This is a genomic window from Gelidibacter sp. (assembly GCF_053579655.1).
Genome location: NZ_JBMDWE010000010.1, coordinates 34,142 through 55,827, shown reverse-complemented (window position 1 = coordinate 55,827; position 21,686 = coordinate 34,142). Strand labels below are relative to the sequence as shown.

The window sequence follows — 21,686 nt, the reverse complement described above, 5'->3', positions numbered from 1 at the left end:
CATACTTCGACTTGGCTCAGAACAGATATGTTATTCGTGATTAATTCTATTATCGGTAGATGATATTTTTAGCACTCCTATTTCATGATTTATAAGGGCATTTCTGTTCGTGAATATGCTGTTCAAAATCTGCTCTAAAATATTTCAAAGCGCTCTGCAAGGGCTCCATAGCACCTGGAGCTAGTGCACAAAAGGTATTTCCGGGTGCCATGTATTTGGTATGAAACTCGAGAATATCAAGGTCCTCCATTTTACCGCGTCCTGCGTCTATGGCGTCGAGTAATTTCGCAGTCCAAGGCAGACCTTCTCTACATGGTGTGCACCATCCGCAGGATTCATGGGCAAAAAAATGTTCCAGACTGCGTAACATTCCTATCGGACACGTTTTATCATCCAAAACGATGATCGTACCTGTACCCATCCTGCTTCCTACTTTCTGGACACTGTCGAAATCCATGGGCGTGTCCAGATGCTCTTCTGTAAGGAAATCTGTTGATCCGCCACCAGGAAGAACACCTTTGAACGCATATCCATCTTGCATTCCACCAGCATGAACTTCCAGAAGTTCTCGTAAAGTAGTTCCTAATGGCAACTCCCACAATCCTGGGTTTTTGACACGGCCACTTGCTCCATAAAGTTTGGTTCCACCTTCGCCTTCTGATTTGCTTAATTTCATAAACCAATCCGCACCCTTGGCAATAATATGTGGAACATTGGCGATTGTCTCCACATTATTTACAATGGTAGGTTTCCCAAACAATCCGCTGACCACTGGATACGGTGGTTTGGCTCTGGGTAATGCTCGTTTTCCTTCTAAGGCATTGAGCAATGCGGTTTCTTCGCCACACATATAGCGTCCTACACTGATATGTAGTGACATTTCCAGATCAAAACCGCTTCCCATAATGTTTTTTCCAAGATAACCAGCTTCGTAGGCTTCTTGAATAGCCTGAGTAAGTGCTTTCGCTGCTTTATGATAGGCCCAACGTAAGAATATATAACTGAAATTCGCCTCAATGGCAAAGGCTCCAATGATAGCGCCTTCAATAATTTGATGCGGATTTGTTTCCAGCAACAATCGGTCTTTGAAACTACCAGGTTCCATTTCATCAGCATTGACCACAAAATATTTGGGATAGCGGGCACTTTCATCCATTGGAACCATACTCCATTTTTGACCCGTAGGAAAACCCGCACCACCACGTCCTTTCAATCCAGAATCTAATACCATTTGGGTAATCGATTTCGACTCCATGGAAAGAGCTTTACCCAAACCTTTATAGCCGCCAGTTTTCTCATATTCTTCCAGGGTCAGCCAAGTGCCATCACTTTTAATATCTTCTGTTAGTGGTTTTTCCATCGTATTTAAAATTCATCGCTTTATTTGAACTTTCCAAATTATGGAGCTCTTTGCCTACTTTGCGCAACTTTACATTCTTGCTTTTAGGAAGATAAAATCACTTTTCATTCATATAGTTTCCCGCACGCAGATCTTCGCAGATTCTTAATTAACTTAAATAACCCAGATATAGTAGATGGTATTTTCTATTGACTTCATAACTTTTACACTTTCTTTAAAGTGATCACTCTATATTAGGACATAAAATTACCTCACACCTCATTCCTAACTCCTAATGCCTATTACAAAATTCATCATTCATAATTATCCAATATTTTCTCCAATTTATCAAGCGTCAAACTCCGGTGTAAATCATTATCAATCATCAGAACGGGCGCATGGTCACAATCTCCAAGACAAGGTACAGACAATAATGTAAACCGATCATCTCCGGTAGTTTGACCATATTCGATCTCAAGTTTTTGCTTTAAAAAAGTAATAATTTCATCATATCCCATAATGTAGCAACTCACACTATTACACACCAGGATCACATGCCGTCCAACTGGCCTTCGGAATATCAAATTATAATAGGTTGCCACACTATCAACAGCATCCACTGACATCTCTAAAATGGCTGCCAGTTCTTTTAATGCTTCATCAGAAACCCAACGATGATACTTTTGAACGATCTTAAGTCCTTCAATACAAGCGGCGCTTTTCACTGGAAAATGTTTAAAGGAATCTTTGATTTCCGATATTTCTTTTTCCGATAAAATTTGTTCTTGCGCCATTTTAATTGCAATTTTTATTCGTTTATAATTAATTTATTGAATTCCTATCGGTCAATATCCGCGAGCACATAATCCACACTTCCCAATATGGCCAGTAAATCGGCAACACTGTAACCCTTGCTGATTTCCGGCACAAATTGCATGTGCGGAAAAGATGGCGTACGGATGCGAGTTCGATATGAGGAGGTACTAGCATCAGCAATAAGATAGTAGCCGTTATGTCCCTTGGTAGCTTCCACGCCGCAAAATGCCTCGCCATGTGGTATAGCTGGACCCCAGGTGGTATGCACAAAATGATTAATGAGCGTTTCAATATCTTTCATGGTATTTTCTTTTCGGGGCGGTGTTGTCAATCGATGCTCTGATTTATAGGGCCCTGCTGGCATCTTGTGAAGGCATTGCTCAATGATCCGCACACTTTGTCGCATCTCTTCAATACGTACGACTGATCGGTCGTAGCAATCGCCATTCTTGCCAGTGGGAATGTCGAATTCAAACTGCTCATAACCAGAATACGGCTGTTTTTTTCTGAAATCCCATTCAAATCCAGTAGCCCTTAGGCCAGGACCTGTGATGCCCCATTCTATCGCCTCTTCCGTTGTATAAACTCCAATACCGACGGTACGTGCTTTGAAAATGCTGTTTCGCATAATCATCTTATCGTACTCGTTGAGCTTATTTTTAAAATAATCAATGAATCCCTGTATCAGTTTCTCCCATCCTTCAGGTAAATCTTGTGCCACGCCTCCAATTCGGAACCAGTTGGGATGCATTCGGGCACCACAAATGGCTTCTACAATTTCCAAGACTTTCTCACGATCATTAAACATCAAAAACACGGGTGTCATCATACCTAAATCCTGAGCAAAGGTGCCATACCAAACCAAATGACTCGAAATTCTAAAGAGTTCACTCATCATAATCCGGATGACTTTCGCTCGATCCGGAACATCGATATCGCCTAGTTTTTCAACAGCCATGACATAGGGGAAATTGTTCATGACGCCACCCAGGTAATCCACGCGGTCCGTATATGGAATATAGGTATGCCAGGATTGCCGCTCTCCCATTTTTTCGGCTCCACGATGATGAAATCCTATATCTGGAACAATATTTACAATTTGCTCCCCATCCAGTTGTAATATGAGCCTGAGGATCCCATGCGTTCCGGGATGTTGTGGCCCAAGGTTAAGGAACATCAATTCATCGCCACCTAAGGTTTTATCCAGTCCCCATTCTTCAGGTTTGAAACGGAGCGCTTCCATTTCTCTTTCTTGTTTATCATCAGGTAGTTGAAAAGGCCCCATTTCAGTGGCTCTAGCAGGATGACATTTCTGTAAAGGATGTCCCACCCAAGTTCGTGGCATCAGAATTCGTCTCAAATCTGGATGTCCGGTAAATTTCACACCAAAAAGGTCATATATTTCTCTTTCGTACCAATTAGCTGAAGGCCATACCGAAGTTACCGATGCGATGGAAGCTTCGCTAGAAGTCAGTGCCACTTTCAGACGCACAAAATCATTTCTTTCGAAGGAAAGCAGTTGATAAACAATGGTAAAGCGACTTTCGGGCTGACCATTTCGAAATTTTCTCGCCTGCTCATCAATCGCTGTAAGATCATACAACATCTTGAAAGGCTCTTCCACATCATTTTTCAGAAAACGCAAGACATCAACAATATGGTCGCCATGAATCCAAAGAGTGGGAAAATTATCTTTGGTTTCCTGAACACTTATAATTACCTCTTGAAAGTGATCTTTTAATATGGTAGTTATTTCCTTCATTTTTCATCTATGCAAACTATTGGTATTTGTAATCATTTATCATTGTTGTCCAATTAAACCTTGTTTTACTTGATGTAAACCATGAGAAATACGAGTTTTTAAAGTTTTTAATAATTACATCTACTTTTCGTTATTTAATAAAATCCCAGTGAAAAGTACAAACCCTGAGTGGTTTTTGATTTTTAAATCCTACTCCTTCAGCATTTTACCACTCTAGTCTTTATTCTATATTCTATAAGCGAAGCGGTCTTGAATCTTTATATAGGAAACCTTCCCTCAAATTTTATCAGGACTTTGTATTTCGGTCATTTTCAGTCGTTGTGGCCCTTGTAAATCTCTCATAGAAACTTCGTTGGGTTTTATAATTCCTTGAGGACCTATCCTCCAGCTCAAGGGTCTCTGTTCTTTGCCTACTTGATCTCTCAGCAGTAAAATGGCCTCAAGGAAGGCATCCGGCCTGGGCGGACAACCGGGCACATAAACATCCACAGGCAAAAATTTATCTACGCCCTGTACCACGCTGTAGATATCATACATACCGCCAGAATTGGCACAAGAACCCATAGAAATTACCCAACGGGGCGCCATCATTTGCTCATATAAACGTTGTATGACAGGTGCCATTTTAATAAATACCGTTCCGGCAATTACCATCATATCGGCTTCACGAGGTGTGCCTCTAATCACTTCTGCGCCAAAACGTGCCAAATCGTATTTACTGGTAATACTCGTGGCCATCTCCACATAACAACAAGAAAGCCCAAAATTGAAAGGCCAAATCGAATTTTTCCGACCCCAAGCTACCATGCTGTCCATGTTTGTAAAAAGAATATTTTCTTGAATCGTTTCTTCGAACGAACCATTCCCTTTTATAACCGCTGTTGGGTTGGCTGCTTTGCTGGTCCACCATTTCATCTTTAATTGGTTTTTGTTTTTTTATGATAGGCTTTAAGAATCGCCTTAGTATTCGGACCAAAGTCCATAGCTCCAATTTTCCAGAGATAGAAAAGCAAAATCAGTAGTTCAGCTATAAAAACGAGTATGATGATATATCCTGGCCATCCGGTTTCTCGAATGGAGATGGCCCAAGTGAAGACAAAAACAGCTTCGAGGTCAAACACCACAAAAAACATCGCAACGACATAAAAATGTATGGGGAAATGCAAGCGTGCAGAACCTGTAGGGATGACTCCCGATTCGAAAGGTTGGGATGTCGCTTTTTCGTTATGGCGTTCACCTAAAAAATAAGAGACGCCTAACATTCCACCTACCAATAAAATCACGGCGAATCCATAAAACAGCAAAGGCCATAATAAAGTGATGTTTGTGGTATGTTCCATTTAAAGCACGATTTAATAAATCAGTTTTTTGAGAAATGAAAATGTTGTATATTCCTTTGAGAAGGACTTAAATCTCTAAGTATATTCCTTAAAGTTAGAGAGATACCCACTCAAATTTCTTACAAACAATATAACGAAAGTTGCATAATTCATAGATTTGACTATTATTTAAAAGTTCATGCACTCCTTAGTCTCAGTAATTTAACCCACTTACTTTACGCTTTCAACAAAGGTTTTACGCGTGTTAATTCCAAAAAACTCTTCACGTATTTCATCTTATTGTTTGAATGCACATTTAAAGATGAGATGAGATTTTGTGTTCTACTTTACAAAAAACTCAACACGTGTTTTTACATGTACTTTAACAATCAAACCAGTCAGTATCCTATTCATCCTGAAACCATTAAAAACGTCACTTGTGTGTGAATAATGTAAAATATCATTGCGTTTCTGTAAGCCATCCAAAAAATGAAAAGTTATCTTTATAACAATTGAAAAAAAGGAAAATGCCACGGCTCGGTAATTAAGCCTCCACTTATTAAAACCGGCACATACTTGTTGAAAAGTGTGAGATTTGAACCTCTAGTTAGCACGCATTGGCATTCACTTTACAAAAAATAATGATCCTAAAATTTAAATGTCAAAAAACCCTAGAATAATTATTGTTGGCGCAGGCTTTGGTGGAATCAAATTGGTCAAAGAACTTTGCAATAAACCCGTTGAAGTGGTTCTGATTGATCAGAACAACTACCACAATTTTCAACCTTTAATGTACCAGGTAGCAACAGGCGGCCTTGAACCCGGAAGCATTGCTTATCCTGTGCGTCGGATTTTTAGAAAATACAAAAACATCCACTTTCGGATGGCTGAAGTGCTATCCGTTAACATTGAAAAAAATCAGGTTTTTACATCTATTGGAGAAATTGACTTCGATTACCTTGTTATCGCCTCGGGAAGTGAAAACAATTTTTTCAATTTTGAACCCGTCAAGGATAAACTACTGGCCTTAAAGTCAGTTCCAGAGGCCCTGTCACTGCGAAATAGCATTTTCAGAAATCTGGAAAAAGCGATGGCCTATAAGATGAAGAATCCACTCAAGGAAGTTATGAATATCGCCATCATTGGCGGCGGTCCGGCTGGATTGGAGTTGGCTGGAGCATTAGCAGAAATGAAGCGGTATGTTCTTCCAAAAGAATTCCCAGATTTGGACCGCTCAACCATGAACATTAACCTTTATCAATCGGGTCCTAAATTACTGGAAGCGATGTCAGAAGAAGCTTCTGATAAAAGTCTGGAATATCTAAAAGAATTGGGCGTCAATGTCTGTTTAAATACACGGGTTGAAAATTATGATGGCGATAAAATTGAGTTCGCCGATGGAAGCTTTTTTAATACCAACCTCGTCATCTGGACTGCCGGAGTAAAAGGTGCGCCAATAAAGGGGTTTCCTGAGAACACCATCTTGCCTGGTAATCGTATTTCAGTTGATGAATACAATGAAGTCAGTGGTTGTAAGAATATTTTTGCTATTGGAGATGTCGCCGCACATATTACCATCGAAAACCCAAAGGGACAGCCCATGTTAGCTCCTGTAGCACAACAGCAAGGCAAACTTTTGGCGAAGAATATTTTGAATAAAATAGAAAATAATCCGATGGCCCCGTTTCAATACCACAATAGAGGTGTCATGGCCACTATCGGAAGAAATAAAGCCGTAGTCGATCTGCCACATTACAAGTTTCAGGGCGTATTTGCCTGGTTTGTTTGGATGTTTGTTCACATCTTATCGATTGTAGGTTTTCGTAGTAAAATAGTAGCTTTTATTGATTGGTCTACAAATTATTTCAGCTATGACCGACCTCTTGGGGTTATTTTAAATTCTGCAGAAGTGAATAGAAGGCAACCACAGAAGGAAAAAATTAAAGACGAAGTATAGACATATGGAAACTAAAGAATTAATTCAGGAATGTATTGACACCGTACGCGTTTTATCGGCCGATGCCGTGCAAAAAGCAAATTCAGGACATCCTGGCACCCCGATGGCGCTATCGCCATTAGGCCATTTATTATGGTCGGAGTTCATGCACTACAATCCAAAAAATCCAGAATGGGCCAATCGCGATCGGTTCGTTCTATCCTGTGGGCATGCCTGCATGTTACAATACAGTTATTTATATTTAACGGGCTATAAAATCACACTCGACGACATCAAAAATTTCCGTCAACTACACAGCATCACGGCGGGCCATCCCGAATATGGACTTATGCCTGGAATAGAAGTCACTACGGGACCTTTGGGACAAGGATTTGCAAATGGTGTGGGCATGGCAATTGCCGAAAAATATATAGCGGAGCGTTACAACCAGCCCGATTTCAAACTATTTGATTATAAAATTTATGCCATCTGCAGCGATGGCGATCTTATGGAAGGTGTTTCGGCCGAAGCGGCTTCCCTTGCTGGTCGCCTCGGCTTAGGAAATATGATTTATTTCTACGACAACAATCATATTACCATCGAAGGTGACACCTCTCTCACATTTAATGAAGATGTTTCAAAGCGCTTTGAAGCCTATGGTTGGCATGTTCAAAATCTATCCGATATCAATGACCTCGATGCACTTTCAAAAGCCATTAAAAACGCCCAAAATGAAACCAATCGCCCTTCGCTCATTAAGGTTCGCAGTCATATTGGTTATGGAAGTCCAAATAAGGAGGACACAGCGGCAGCACACGGTTCAGCGTTGGGCAAAGACGAAGTGCGTTTGGTAAAGCAAAACTTCGGATTCAATCCCGATAAAGATTTTATAGTCCATGATGATGTCTTAGATTTTTACAGAAAAGCCGGAAGTAAATCAGCAGAAAATGAGGACAATTGGAACGAATTATATGAAAACTACAAGGCACGCCACCGGGACCTTGCCGAAGAATACGAAAGCATAATTAACGGAAAACTACCAGAGGGCTGGGAGAAAAAACTACCGGTATTTGAACCTGGCGATGGCATGGCTACCCGTAAGGCATCAGGTAAAACCTTGAATGCTATCGCTGAATATTTCCCACAATTAATTGGTGGCTCAGCCGATTTATCGCCATCAACCGACACCAATTTAAATGATTACCTATCTTTTTCAGCAACACAAGGGATGGGTCGCAACTTCCATTTCGGCATCCGAGAACACGCCATGGGCGCCGTCCTCAACGGGATGGCACTCAGCAAATATCTAATTCCTTATGGCGCTACATTTTTGATTTTTTCCGATTATATGCGTCCGCCCTTACGATTGGCCGCCATTATGAAAATCCGACCAATTATGGTGTTCACGCACGATAGCATCGCTTTGGGCGAAGACGGCACCACCCATCAACCTGTCGAACAATTGATCGGACTGCGCAGCGTCCCAAATATGACCGTCATCCGTCCGGCAGATGCCAACGAAACCGCGCAAGCTTGGCGTGTAGCCATCAAACATACAGATGGACCCGTAGCCATTGTTTTGACCCGTCAGGAAATTCCGATTATCGATCAGAAAAAATATGCCAAAGCAGAAAACCTGGAGAAAGGCGCTTACATTCTTTCTGATTCAGAGGGTCTTCCGGATATTATTTTAATTGCCACTGGTTCGGAAGTTCAATTGATTGTGGAAGCGCAATCACAACTAAAGAAAAACAATATTCATGCACGGGTTGTGAGTATGCCGTCATGGAATTTATTTGATAAACAAGATGCTGCATATCGCGAAAAAGTGCTGCCTAAAGGCATTCGAAAACGTTTGGCGGTAGAAGCTGGTTCGCCGGTAGGCTGGTTAAAATACACCACCGATGATGGCGATATCATTGGCATCGAGAAATTTGGAGAATCGGCACCAGGCGATGAAGTCATGAAAGAATACGGTTTTTCAGTAGAAAATGTCGTAAAAAGAGCAAAAGCTTTGGTTTCGAAAAAAGAGTAAAACTCGCTTTGCGAACTTTGCGGAAATCATTGCGCCCTTGCGGTTATAAAAAATAAGAAAATGCAAAAAGAACGCATCAAAAGAATAGGAATTTGTGCCGATCACGGTGGTTTTGAACTCAAGGGAAGCATCGCTTCTTTTTTGATTGCAAACCATTTTGAACCTGTTGATTTTGGCGCATTTAAGCTTGATGAAGCCGACGATTATCCGGACTTCGTCATTCCGCTCGCAAAAGCAGTGGCGGCAGCCGAAGTTTTTCGCGGCATTGCTATTTGCGGAAGCGGCGTTGGTGCGTGTATTGCTGCCAATAAAGTTTCATGCGTCAGAGCTGCATTGATTAACGATAATTTTTCTGCGCATCAAGGCGTGGAAGATGATGATATGAATCTGATCTGCCTCGGCGGGCGGGTTACAGGATACGCCAGTGCAGAAGAACTGGTGCTCTCATTTTTGAACGCCAAATTTATCGGAGCAGAAAGACATATTCGGCGGTTGCGAAAAATTCAGGATTTGGAAAGGAAATAGAATTAAGAATTAAGAATTAAGAATTAAGAAAAATAAAATTTTGAAATCGAAAGGGCAATGAATACTGCGGAATTATTCGTGATGCTTTCTCCTACATCCTTCCGTTACGTCATCTTCAACTTTCTTAACAGATAAACAAAATAAAACACACACATTATGAATCCATTAAATAAAATACGAAAAGAAGGTCAGAGTATTTGGCTCGATTTACTTGACCGCGAAATCATGAACTCAGGCAAATTACAAAGTCTGATCGATAATGACGATCTCGGAGGATTAACCTCCAATCCTTCAATTTTTGAAAAAGCTATCAGCGGTAGCTCCGATTATAATGAGGATATCGCCAATTTCTCAAAAGAAGAAGATGATAATGCTATTATTTTTTTCGATATGGCTATAAAAGACATTCAAAGAGCTGCAGACATGTTCAAACCAGTTTTTGACAAAACTAATGGTAAAGACGGATTTGTAAGCTTGGAAGTATCGCCCCTTCTGGCGCGAAATACGGTAGGGACGATTAAACAGGTCCGGGAACTTTGGAAAAAAGTAGATCGTAAAAATGTGATGATTAAAATTCCTGGTACCGAAGAAGGGTTGCCAGCAATTCGGGAATGTCTTAGCGAAGGGATTAATATCAATATTACCCTCCTATTCGGTCTGCCGCGCTATCGCGAAATTACCGAAGCTTTTATGGGCGGACTTGAAGATCGACTCAAAGAAGGCGAACCTATAAATAATGTGGCTTCAGTGGCTAGTTTTTTCTTAAGCCGCATCGACGTTATGGTCGATCCCATGCTGAAGAAAAAACGTGCGGATGATCTCGTAGGAGAAGTCGCTATTGCTTCCGCGAAAAAAGCATATCAAATTTATCTCGAAATGATTTCCAGTGATCGCTTTAAAAAACTTGAAGCGAACGGGGCACAACGACAACGCGTTCTTTGGGCAAGTACAAGTTCAAAAGATCCGGCATTTAGTGATGTCAAATATGTGGAACCGTTAATTGGAAAAGATACGATTAACACGCTACCCATGGATACCATCGACGCCTTTCGTGATCATGGGAAAGTCACCGAAACTATAACTCAAGACATTGATCACGCCCGTAAAGTAATGAATGACTTAAAGGCCGGAGGAATTGATATTAATGAAATAACTCAAAAACTGGAAGACGAAGGCATAGAAAAATTTAAAGACGCTTACGATAAATTATTAAAAAGCATTGACAGTCAAAAGTATAAAAAAAGGTTAGAGAAATGACCGATGTTGAGGTATCGAAAATAAAAGTCGTGTTCATGGACATTGGCGGCGTATTGCTGACCAATGGCTGGGGACATGAATCGCGTCAAAAAGCGGCGAAAGTTTTTGACTTTAACTATGATGAAATGGACTTCCTTCACGATTTCATCTACAATGTTTTTGAAATTGGAAGTATTTCGCTTGACGACTACCTCGATACAGTCGTATTTCATTGTCCGCGTAATTTTACCAAAGCGGCTTTCAAAGAGTTTATGTATGCAGAATCTGTAGAATTACCCGAGCTATTGGCTTGGTTAAAGAATTGGAAAAAACATACAGATCTACCTGTGTTTGCCCTCAGCAATGAAGGTCGAGAGCTCAATGGTTATCGAATTAAAAAATTTAAGCTTCACGAATTATTTGACGGATTCTTCTCTTCTTGTTATGTGGGGTATCGTAAACCCGATCCAAGAATTTTTAAAACCGCTATGGAAATCGTACAAGTGAAACCCGAAGAATGTTTGTATTTCGATGACAGACCCATGTTGGTCAAAGCAGCTAAAAACCTGGGAATTAACAGTATTCAACATCAGAAATTTGAAATCACGTCAAAAATCCTCGAAAATTTTTCACGAAAATAAAAACATTATGGAACGAGCACGCCAAAAACTATAACACTCATGGGAATGATTAATAGCGAACAGCATGCATGTGGTGAGCGAAGTCGAACTATGATCATTGAAAAAAATAAAAATAAACACATGAAAAAAGAAAATACAACTCAAAGTGCATTTGGAATGATTGGTCTTGGCACTATGGGCTCCAATCTTTTACAAAATATCGCCGATCAAGGATACGATTGCGCTGGATACGATAATGATACCAGTAAGGTAGATAGTCTCAATAATCTGAATCGTGATAATATTCACGGTTTTTCAGACATCAACGAATTTGTGAAAAGCCTGAAAAGCCCAAAAACGGTGATGCTCCTAGTTCCTGCCGGCAAAATCGTGGATACCGTAATAGAAGAATTACTCAAAGTAATGGATCAAGGAGATATCATAATCGACGGTGGAAATTCACATTTTACAGATACCGAACGTCGCTATACCGATTTGGAAAAAAAAGGATTCCACTTCATCGGAATGGGTGTTTCCGGTGGCGAAGAAGGCGCACGAAAAGGCCCAAGTATGATGCCTGGCGGCGATAAAAAAGCCTACGAAACAATAAAGCCTATTCTTGAAAAAATAGCGGCACATGTTAATGGCGAACCTACAGTGGCCTATATGGGCGATCGCTCAGCAGGTCATTTTGTAAAAATGGTCCACAATGGGATTGAATACGCTTTAATGCAATTGATATCAGAAACCTATGAGGTTTTAAAAAATGGACTTCATATGGATAACGACAACATTCACACCATTTTTGAAAAATGGAACGAAGGTCGATTGCAATCTTATCTTATAGAAATTACCCGCGATATTTTTGCCTACAAAAAAAAGGGCACCGACACGCTCCTGCTCGATGACATCAAAGATGAAGCCAAAGCAAAAGGCACAGGTATGTGGACCTCACAAGCGGCTATGGACTTAAACCTTCCCATACCAATAATAGATATTGCCGTGTCCATGCGTGATCTTTCTAAATATAAGGATTTACGCACGAAAGCTGCAACCTTATATCCTGACTCAACTGAAATGCAATATCATGATAAAAATGATGAACATGTAACCAAACTTGAACACGGTTTTTATTTCGCAATGGTTTCTGCTTATGCACAGGGAATGCACTTGTTATACCGTGCGAATGAAGAATTTAATTACAATCTCAATCTTGATTTAATTGCAAAAATATGGCGAGGTGGCTGCATCATCCGTTCAGAGTTTCTGGAAGATATTTATGCTGCATATAAAAAGGATTCGGAATTAAAACATTTGTTTTTGAATGATACTGTTCAACGGAATCTTGCTGCAAGTTTACCTGGTATCCGATCTGTCGTTTCAAACGCTGCCCTTCATGGGATTGCAACTCCAGCTTTCTCAGTGGCATTAAGCTATTTTGATAATTTCCGAAGTGAAGAAATGCCCGCAAACCTCATCCAGGCACAACGTGACTTTTTCGGCTCACATACTTACGAACTCAAAGGAAAAGAAGGCACTTTTCATACGGAATGGGAAAAACCGACCAGTTAAGGATAAACCGTTTTATCAAGTCAAAGATTCAAAAAATTAAAAACCATGGTAAAGACATCAAGTAAAAAAGCAAACCCTACCATTTTTCTCATTTTTGGAGGAACGGGAGACCTGACCAACCGAAAAATAATGCCTGCCCTTTATAATCTTTTTTTAGATAATTGGTTACCCGAAAACTTCGCCATTATAGGCTCCTCGTCAACCGCAATGAGCGACGAAAAATACATAAGTGAATTATTGAACGCCGTGAACCAGTTTTCCAGAAGCGGCAAGCCAAAAAAAGAAGACTGGGCCAGTTTCTCATCACATATTACTTTTCAGTCTGCCGATATTACAGATGCTGCTGCATTTAAACCGTTTGGCGCATTGATTGAAAAATACAAAAAGGAATGGAATGAGCCGCCTTCCATAATTTATTACTGCGCCGTGGCACCTCGTTTTTTCAGCATCATTGCGGAGAATATTTCCAAAGCAAAACTTGAAAACGATCCCAAAACGACTCGAATTATTGTAGAAAAACCTTTTGGTAATGACCTGGAATCGGCCAAAGAACTGAACAAGAAATTATTAAGTTTATTTGACGAAACACAGATTTATCGCATCGATCATTATTTAGGCAAGGAAGTGGTTCAAAACGTCATGGCTTTACGATTTGCAAATGCGATAATGGAACCGCTCTGGAACCGAAATCATGTAGAACACGTTCAGATTTCGGTAACGGAACAAATTGGCGTGGGCACTCGAGGTAAATATTTTGAAAGTGCCGGGGTATTGCGCGACATGATTCAAAACCACCTCTTGCAGTTGCTCTGTATCATTGCCATGGAACCGCCGATCAACTTTGATGCCGACGAAGTGCGCGACCGAAAAGTAGATGTGCTCAAAGCCATGCGGAAAATTGTACCGAGAAAAGTCGACGTCATGTCCGCACGAGGTCAGTACAGCTCTGGATGGATTGAAGGAAAAGAGGTTGTGGGATATCGTGAAGAAAAAAATGTTGACCCAGATTCGAATACCGATACTTATGCGGCGCTAAAACTTTATGTGGATAATTGGCGTTGGCAGGGCGTTCCGTTTTATTTGCGAACAGGGAAACGACTTTCCAAAACTGCTTCGATCATTACCCTTCAATTTAAAGAGGTGCCACACAATATTTTTATTACTGAAGAATCAGGCACGCCAAAGCAAAATCGGTTGGTTATTAGCATTCAACCCGATATGGCCATTCGGTTTCAATTACAGAGTAAAATACCTGGACTCGAAATGACTTTAAACACGGTAGATATCGTTTTTGATTATTTCGGAAATAAAAAAACCGATTCGCCCGAAGCCTACGAAACTCTTTTATTAGATGCTATCACAGGCGATCAAACCCTGTTTATGCGTGCGGATCAGGTAGAGGCTGCTTGGGAATTGATTACGCCAGTTCTCAATTATTGGGAGAAAAATAAGGCTACCGACTTCCCCAATTATTCAGCGGACTCATGGGGCCCCGAAAATGCTGAAGCCCTTATTGCCAAAGATGGCTATCATTGGTTTAATCTACCCGAAAAAAACAAGAAAGGATAATGAAAAATTTGGAAATATACCAAGACACTGGTGATTTGATAAAAGCTTTGGCGAAAGTCATTTGCGAAACTTCACAAGAAGCAATTGATGCCCGAGGACAATTTAATTTTGTACTTTCTGGTGGCAGTTCTCCAAAAAAACTATATGAACTATTGGCCTCCAAACCCTATCAAAAAAAAATTGATTGGGATAACACCTATTTTTTCTTTGGCGACGAACGTTACGTTTCCGCAGATGATAAACAAAGAAATTCCATAATGGCCGAAGAGACTTTATTCAAGCCTTTAAAAGTTGAAGAATCTCATATTTTTAAAGTGGATACCACTTGTTCCCCGGAGGATGCGGCCCAAAGATATGCGAAATCCATAGCCACACATTTTCAGAAGAAACCGGTCGTATTCGATTTTATTCTTTTGGGTCTTGGCGATAATGCACATACCGCTTCCCTCTTTCCAAATACTGCGGTATTGGAAGAAACCGAGGCCACCATCAAATCCGTATTTGTAAAAGAAGTGCACATGTACCGAATTACGATGACTGCCCCATTAATCAATCAAGCCAGGCACATTGCCTTCTTGGTTTTTGGAGAAGGAAAAGCTGAAGCCGTTTACCACGTTCTACACAATAACGGAAACTCACCATTGGAATATCCCGCAAAACTTATTCATCCTAAAAAGGGATGTTTATATTGGTTTTTAGACACAAATGCCTTTACGGTCATAGAACAAAAAGACAACGAAATAATCTTTAAAAAAATTTAGATATGTTCCCCAAAATAAATCCCACAAAAACAGCGGCCTGGAAAGCATTAATCGCACACCATATCGAAATGAAAAAAGTTCAGATGAAAGATCTGTTTGAACAGGATTCGAATCGATTTGAAAGGATGTCCATCCAATTTGATAACATCCTTTTTGACTATTCCAAAAATATCATTACAGAAGAAACCTTAGAAAAGCTCTTGAAATTGACAGATGACTGTAAATTAAAAACCGCACGAGAAGCGATGTTTGCCGGAGAAAAGATCAATGAAACCGAAGATCGCGCAGTTATGCATACGGCTTTACGAAGTTTTTCTGATCAACCGATTACCATTGATGGCGAAGATATTATGCCTGAAATTCGCGAAACCCGTCAAAAGATGAAATCTTTTTGCAAAAAGATTCACAGTGGCGAATGGAAAGGCTTTAGCGGAAAAAAAATCAAGAACATCGTCAACATAGGAATTGGTGGAAGCGATCTTGGTCCTGTAATGGTTACTGAAGCATTGCGACCGTATTGGATGGAAGACATTCAGGCGTATTTCGTATCCAATGTCGATGGCACTCAAATCGTCGAAACACTAAATAACTTGGATCCTGAAGAAACGCTTTTTACCATTGCCTCTAAAACCTTTACCACTCAAGAAACCATGACCAATGCTCATACCGCGCGCGATTGGCTTTTGAAATCGGCTAAGGATGAAAAACAGGTTGCCAAACATTTTGTAGCGCTTTCGACTAATGAAAAAGGTGTAACAGACTTTGGAATTGATCCAGAAAACATGTTTGTGTTCTGGGATTGGGTTGGTGGTCGTTATAGCCTTTGGAGCAGTATCGGACTTTCCATCGCACTCACAATTGGTTATGATAATTTTGAAAATTTACTCAAAGGTGCTGAGTCCACAGATAAGCATTTCAGAACGACCGATTTTAAGGAAAACATTCCGGTAATCATGGCACTTGTTGGCATTTGGTACACCAATTTCTTCGGATCAGAAACTGAAGCCATTTTGCCTTATGACCAATATATGCACCGATTTCCTGCTTATTTTCAACAAGGCAATATGGAAAGCAACGGCAAACATACCGACCGCAACGGACTTGATGTCACTTACAGTACAGGCCCAGTTGTTTGGGGCGAACCCGGAACCAACGGCCAGCACGCCTTTTATCAGCTTATCCACCAAGGCACACATTTGATTCCTTGCGATTTTATTGCGCCGGCCATCAGCCATAATCCTATTGGAAAGCACCATCCTATCTTGGTTTCTAATTTTTTCGCTCAGACCGAAGCTTTGATGAATGGAAAAAATGCTGACCAAGTAGCCGAGGAACTCAAAAAAGAAAAAATGGATAAAGTGACGATGGAAAATCTGATTCCGTTTAAGGTTTTCACAGGTAACAAGCCTACGAATTCATTTTTACTCAAAGAAATTACACCGTTTTCATTAGGAGCACTTACGGCACTATATGAGCATAAAATATTCGTACAAGGCGTTATTTGGAATATTTTCAGTTTTGATCAATGGGGCGTAGAACTCGGGAAACAATTGGCTCAAAAAGTACAACCTCAACTTGATAATCAAGATAAAATCACGTCGCATGATGGGTCGACCAATGGATTAATTAATGCTTATAAAAAGTGGCGGGTGTAAATTTTTGAGGAAATACATTGAAACATTAAGAAAAAAATTAAGGAATTGAGGACATTAAGAGCTTAGTTAAAACAACAGAACTTAATCTTCTTAATACCTTAATGATCTTAATGATTCAAAAAACTTAATAGTTAAGAAAAAAATAACCATGAAGAAAGAAATTGAGGACATTAAGGCTTTAGTTAAACACAACTTAATTTTCTTAATACCTTAATCATCTTAATGGTTAAAAAAACCTAAAAGTTCACTAAACAATGTCAGTTTTCCGGCAATTCATCAGGAATTATCATTTTTGCAACTCCAATTCGGTCGTCGGCCATTCCGTAGTACACGTCAATTCTATTGGGTTTTCCAATATCATCACGACGATCTGTACCTGTTGGAAATACCACATCGCCAACAGTACCAATGGTCTCTGCGTCTAATTCTGGAGTCAAAATTGGTTCAGTAGAACGGTAAAGTATTTTTTGTGGTTCTTTTTCTGATAAGATCATTACTCCTGCAGAATAGGTATATTTTGGGGCGTCTTTGGTACATTCATCATGCTTCTTAACGCCGTGATAAATCAATAACCATCCATGCTTTGTCAAAACAGGTGGAGCGCCACCACCTATTTTCAATTTTTCCCATGGGTAAACTGGGTGTGCAAGACAATGATGTGAAGTGAATTTCGCGTTTTCCAAAGAGGTGTTTTTTCCTTCTTTTAAGTTAAAATAGGAAATCCAGATACTTTCTTTGTGTTTATCTATATCCCGATCTTCATCAAGTTTAACCGTTTGTTCAGGAATAGAATCCGGAAAAAGAGGACGATGCAACATGGCGATAGAATTGTGATTATGCGGACTCGGAAGATTAATTGGAAAAAAACTGGCATCTTTATCATCCACATTGTTAAAATCGAGAGGTTTATAAAGTGCAAAACATACCAAACCCATTCGTTCCCAAGTAAAAAGATCTTTAGACCTGGCCATGGCAATTCGTGGTCCATGAGGTCCATAAGCGGTGTAGGTCATGATATAATGCTCAACTGCTTGTACGTAAGCAATTCTTGGATCCTCACACCCACCGCCACCATCTGGCCTTCTCTCATAATCAGCTTTGGGTTCGAGTGCTATGCCTAAACGCTCCACTTCAAACGGCTCGCCATCATCATTAAATTTCACTCTGCCAATACCTATACGCGAATAATTATTCTTACCAACCAAACGCGGAAAAATATAAAGTTCTCCGTCGGGTCCACGTGCTACGGCAGGATTGAGCACGCCCTCCACTTCCATTTCATTTCCAACTTCGGGCGTCATTAGCGTACAAATGCGGTGTAATTTAAATGGAATCATAGATTTTAGTTTTTAGGTTTTAGGTTTATCACTTGAACACGCAATAATGGTTTCTATTATCCTTTTGGTTTCTTCATCATCCCTGACCTGAATACAGTCCACACCAGTTTTTCTGGCGGGATAATCATTTCCTCCTTCAAATAAAGCGTCTCCAATAAAGAGCATTTCAGAAATATCAAAATCCAAAATCTCCTTAAGTTTTTGTATTCCATACGCCTTGTCAATCCCAGGTTTCACAATATCAATGGAAGTCGTTCCTCCCATCCCAATTGAAAATTCTTTTAGTGACTTTTTCAGAGGTTCTACCATTTTTTTGCGTTTTGCGAAATCATCATCCCAACCTTTTTTCGCCTCAAGCGGAGCCTCTTGACCCAAGGCCGAAAAGGTAATCTGGCTGCCGCGGTCTTCGATTTGCTCTCCCCAAGTTTTTTTGATTTCAAGATGTGCATCGTCAATGGCAGCTTTTAAATTTGTAAGTATTTTCTTTCTTTCAGCAGCGGTAAAATTTTCTTCATATAACTCCTCCCAATCTTCCGTAAATCGGTAAAACTTAGTCCCGCAAGTGGGAAGAATCATTAGCTTCCTAAGTTTTGCTCTTTTGGGCAAATGGCTCAAAACCTGTTTCTCAAATTGAGGCCAATCCCCACCTGATATGATTGACACCTGTGCCACATCCAATAATTCCTTTAAAAGCTTGGCCATTTCCTTGTCAATAGCAGATTTGCTTTTTGCCAAAGTACCGTCCAAATCGAATACAATTAATTTTTTCATCTTTTAGAAGTATTTGAGAAACAGAAAAACCGGTCCGTCAAGTGATGGAATGCCCAGATAAAACATTTTTCTGGTTTTGAAAAATCTCAACGTGGCATTTCATAATTTAATTCACTTTATTATCTGGAATAGCGATTTGAAGCAAGGTTATTTCCTGTTCGGGACGAAGGTCGAGAAGCCCAATAATTGCTGGCAATAGCACGACCTCTCCTTTACTGATTGTATATTCTGCATCGTTGTACTTCATCATCCCTTGTCCTTCGGTGCAAACCAAAATAGCAGGTTCATCTTTAAAGCCAACGGTAAACTCTGATTCGCTTTTAATTCGCCACAATTTAAAATGCTCATTATCGAAAAGTTTTTCGGTATTTTTCATGTCTTTACTTTTCTCAGGAGTTACAGGGCCTATTTCTACCTGATTGAAATCAATACAAGCCAGTGCTTTTTCTACTTGAAGCTCACGTGGTTCTCCTGTTTTCGGATCAGTTCTGTCCCAGTCATAAAGACGAAACGTAACATCACTGTTTTCTTGAACCTCAAAAACTACAGTTCCGCCAAGCGTGTGAACGGTTCCCGAATGGATAAATACCGCATCATCTTTTTGGGGCACAAAACTGTGGAGTCTATCGGCTACCGATTTGTTTTGGATGGATTCAACAAGATTCTCTTTAGTAGTTCCTTTTTTTAAACCAGCATAAATGCGGCTGTCCTCACTCGTTTCCAAAACCACCCAAGCTTCAGTTTTTCCCAAATCACCTTGAGGAATGTATTCTTTTTGATCATCGGAAGGATGAACCTGCACTGAGAGCACCTCTTTACAGTCTAAAAACTTTAGCAATAATGGAAAATGTTCAAAATGATAGCCAAGCTTACCCATAATCTCGTAACGAAAATCAGCCATCAAATTCGTAAGGGTTAAGCCTTTCAGGTTGCCTCCCGACACTTGAGTCGAGTGATCCTTTCGATCGCTTAATATCCAGGCTTCACCTACGGGTTCATTTTCGGGAAGTGGCTTTGAAAGCAAATGCTCCAACTTTCTGCCCCCCCAGATGCGATATTGATAAATGGGTTCGAATTTTAAAGGATAAATTTGAGTGCTCATCAGACTTTATTTTTGAGATATGAAACAATACGACTCGTTGGGGCTTGTTTTCTTAAAACATTTAGATTTTGAATGCCCTGTAACTTATGTGAAATCAAAAGCTTCAAGTTCTACCTTGAAGGTTGCTCCTAATAGTAAATGCATGAGTTGAAGAAAATATTTCAATTTTAAACCCCATACTTCACACATCCTATAATCCTGCTTTGCAGATGAAAAACAATAGCCTTTTAAGTAAAACAGCTTTATAAAATTGCGAAATGATCAGCGATGATCTACTATATAAAAGCTAAAAATCATTACATATATCACAGATTTAAAAAATTCAGGGAAGGATAATCCTCCAATTTTAAGTGGCCTTCAGCTTTACTAGCACCATCTGTATCAAATCAATTCATATCATAAGGCAACAGAAACCCAATTGAAGCGCTCATGTTTGACTTAGTTTTATTAAATACTACACACCTATGTTCATAAATAAACTATTTTAATCCCAATAGCCTATAAATCTTACTACTAAACTGTATATAAAAAGCAAAAAGCTACCATCTTATATAATCATTCTTTAACTTAGTTGTTCCCTATCTGATTAAAAGAAAAAGTCCTTTACGTATTTATTGCAAAAGCTTCTCTATTTTTAAAAACATTTGAGAGGCATATTAAAAATGTCTATGATTTTATATGTCAAGTATATGGTAAGTTTGCGCTGCAAAATTGTAGTCAAACAAGAACTCCAAAAAATGGGGATACACTGCGTAAGAATAGATCTTGGAACCATTGAGATCTCAGAAAACCTTAGTGATTCACAAATACAATATCTTGAAAGAAATTTAAAAAAATATGGGCTCCACCTTCTCGACGATAAGCGAAATATCTTAATTGAAAAAATCAAAGTGGTCATCATCGAAATGATCCACTATTCCGACGAGTTGCCACCGGTAAATTATTCAGATTATATCAGTCAAAAGCTCGGGTACGATTATACCTATTTGGCCAACACTTTTTCTGAGGTAAAAGGAACCACGATTCAGCAATTCATCATCAATCACAAGATAGAAAGAGCTAAAGAATTATTGCTTTATGAAGATTTAAGCCTTACCGAGATATCCTATAAATTGCACTACAGCAGCGTAGCCCATTTATCGAGTCAATTTAAAAAAATAACAGGTCTTACGCCTTCCTTTTTTAAAAACATGAAAACACAAAAGCTTACGAATTTAGAAGACATCTAATTTACTGGTGAATTGTATGCTTGCTCTCCGATAAAAATGACACTTCTATCCAATTAACTTCCTAACATCTTAAGTAGAAAGTCTTTTTAATTGACATGACTT

Annotated in this window: 18 protein-coding genes; 10 read left to right on the top strand and 8 right to left on the bottom strand. The window is 39.7% G+C overall.

What is annotated here, in order from left to right:
• Nucleotides 1–82: 82 nt before the first annotated feature.
• The 5 genes from nuoF to ACOH2D_RS07095 all read right to left on the bottom strand — a co-directional run bounded on the left by nuoF (nt 83) and on the right by ACOH2D_RS07095 (nt 5,257).
• Entirely contained in the window at nt 83–1,360 is a 1,278-nt protein-coding gene (gene nuoF / locus ACOH2D_RS07115; protein ID WP_348038814.1) for an NADH-quinone oxidoreductase subunit NuoF, read from the bottom strand.
• Between the two features lie 293 nt (nt 1,361–1,653).
• Nucleotides 1,654–2,133, bottom strand: a complete 480-nt coding sequence (nuoE, locus tag ACOH2D_RS07110; protein WP_348038812.1) for an NADH-quinone oxidoreductase subunit NuoE — start codon at nt 2,131–2,133, stop codon at nt 1,654–1,656.
• A 44-nt stretch (nt 2,134–2,177) separates the two neighbouring features.
• Nucleotides 2,178–3,917, bottom strand: a complete 1,740-nt coding sequence (gene nuoC / locus ACOH2D_RS07105) for an NADH-quinone oxidoreductase subunit C/D (RefSeq protein WP_348038810.1) — start codon at nt 3,915–3,917, stop codon at nt 2,178–2,180.
• Nucleotides 3,918–4,193: 276 nt separating this feature from the next.
• Nucleotides 4,194–4,832: an NADH-quinone oxidoreductase subunit NuoB gene (gene nuoB, locus ACOH2D_RS07100; RefSeq protein ID WP_348038808.1), complete on the bottom strand. Its 639-nt coding sequence runs from the start codon at nt 4,830–4,832 to the stop codon at nt 4,194–4,196.
• Between the two features lie 2 nt (nt 4,833–4,834).
• Nucleotides 4,835–5,257 carry an NADH-quinone oxidoreductase subunit A gene (locus ACOH2D_RS07095; RefSeq protein WP_449534828.1) on the bottom strand — a complete coding sequence of 141 codons (423 nt, stop codon included), beginning with the start codon at nt 5,255–5,257 and terminating at the stop codon, nt 4,835–4,837.
• 637 nt (nt 5,258–5,894) lie between these two features.
• Here ACOH2D_RS07095 and ACOH2D_RS07090 point away from each other — a divergent pair.
• From ACOH2D_RS07090 to pgi, 9 genes are all read left to right on the top strand, one after another.
• Nucleotides 5,895–7,193: an NAD(P)/FAD-dependent oxidoreductase gene (locus tag ACOH2D_RS07090; protein ID WP_348038804.1), complete on the top strand. Its 1,299-nt coding sequence runs from the start codon at nt 5,895–5,897 to the stop codon at nt 7,191–7,193.
• A 4-nt stretch (nt 7,194–7,197) separates the two neighbouring features.
• Entirely contained in the window at nt 7,198–9,207 is a 2,010-nt protein-coding gene (tkt, locus tag ACOH2D_RS07085; RefSeq protein WP_449534827.1) for a transketolase, read from the top strand.
• A 60-nt stretch (nt 9,208–9,267) separates the two neighbouring features.
• Nucleotides 9,268–9,732, top strand: a complete 465-nt coding sequence (locus ACOH2D_RS07080; RefSeq protein WP_449534826.1) for an RpiB/LacA/LacB family sugar-phosphate isomerase — start codon at nt 9,268–9,270, stop codon at nt 9,730–9,732.
• Nucleotides 9,733–9,888: 156 nt separating this feature from the next.
• Nucleotides 9,889–10,989, top strand: a complete 1,101-nt coding sequence (gene tal / locus ACOH2D_RS07075) for a transaldolase (RefSeq protein WP_449534825.1) — start codon at nt 9,889–9,891, stop codon at nt 10,987–10,989.
• Nucleotides 10,986–11,609, top strand: a complete 624-nt coding sequence (locus ACOH2D_RS07070) for an HAD family hydrolase (protein WP_449534824.1) — start codon at nt 10,986–10,988, stop codon at nt 11,607–11,609. Before tal ends, ACOH2D_RS07070 begins: the two co-directional genes overlap by 4 nt.
• A 120-nt stretch (nt 11,610–11,729) precedes the next feature.
• Nucleotides 11,730–13,160 (top strand): NADP-dependent phosphogluconate dehydrogenase, encoded by a 1,431-nt coding sequence (gnd, locus tag ACOH2D_RS07065; protein ID WP_348036027.1) that lies wholly within the window; start codon nt 11,730–11,732, stop codon nt 13,158–13,160.
• A 45-nt stretch (nt 13,161–13,205) separates the two neighbouring features.
• The gene (gene zwf, locus ACOH2D_RS07060; RefSeq protein WP_348036026.1) at nt 13,206–14,729 is read left to right on the top strand and encodes a glucose-6-phosphate dehydrogenase; all 1,524 of its coding nucleotides are present in this window, start codon (nt 13,206–13,208) and stop codon (nt 14,727–14,729) included.
• On the top strand, nt 14,729–15,490 hold the full coding sequence (gene pgl, locus ACOH2D_RS07055) for a 6-phosphogluconolactonase (protein ID WP_348036025.1): 762 nt from the start codon (nt 14,729–14,731) through the stop codon (nt 15,488–15,490). Before zwf ends, pgl begins: the two co-directional genes overlap by 1 nt.
• A 2-nt stretch (nt 15,491–15,492) precedes the next feature.
• Nucleotides 15,493–17,145, top strand: coding sequence for a glucose-6-phosphate isomerase (pgi, locus tag ACOH2D_RS07050; RefSeq protein WP_348036024.1), 1,653 nt, complete (start codon nt 15,493–15,495; stop codon nt 17,143–17,145).
• Between the two features lie 257 nt (nt 17,146–17,402).
• On the opposite strand, the gene ACOH2D_RS07045 is transcribed toward pgi, so the two are convergent.
• From ACOH2D_RS07045 to ACOH2D_RS07035, 3 genes are all read right to left on the bottom strand, one after another.
• Nucleotides 17,403–18,482, bottom strand: a complete 1,080-nt coding sequence (locus ACOH2D_RS07045; protein WP_449534823.1) for a glycoside hydrolase family 130 protein — start codon at nt 18,480–18,482, stop codon at nt 17,403–17,405.
• 12 nt (nt 18,483–18,494) lie between these two features.
• Nucleotides 18,495–19,253 carry an HAD-IIB family hydrolase gene (locus ACOH2D_RS07040; protein WP_449534822.1) on the bottom strand — a complete coding sequence of 253 codons (759 nt, stop codon included), beginning with the start codon at nt 19,251–19,253 and terminating at the stop codon, nt 18,495–18,497.
• A 106-nt stretch (nt 19,254–19,359) separates the two neighbouring features.
• Entirely contained in the window at nt 19,360–20,355 is a 996-nt protein-coding gene (locus ACOH2D_RS07035) for a type I phosphomannose isomerase catalytic subunit (RefSeq protein WP_449534821.1), read from the bottom strand.
• Between the two features lie 668 nt (nt 20,356–21,023).
• Here ACOH2D_RS07035 and ACOH2D_RS07030 point away from each other — a divergent pair.
• A complete protein-coding gene (locus ACOH2D_RS07030) occupies nt 21,024–21,584 on the top strand; it encodes a helix-turn-helix domain-containing protein (RefSeq protein WP_348038730.1) in 561 nt (186 codons plus the stop codon).
• Nucleotides 21,585–21,686 lie beyond the last annotated feature (102 nt).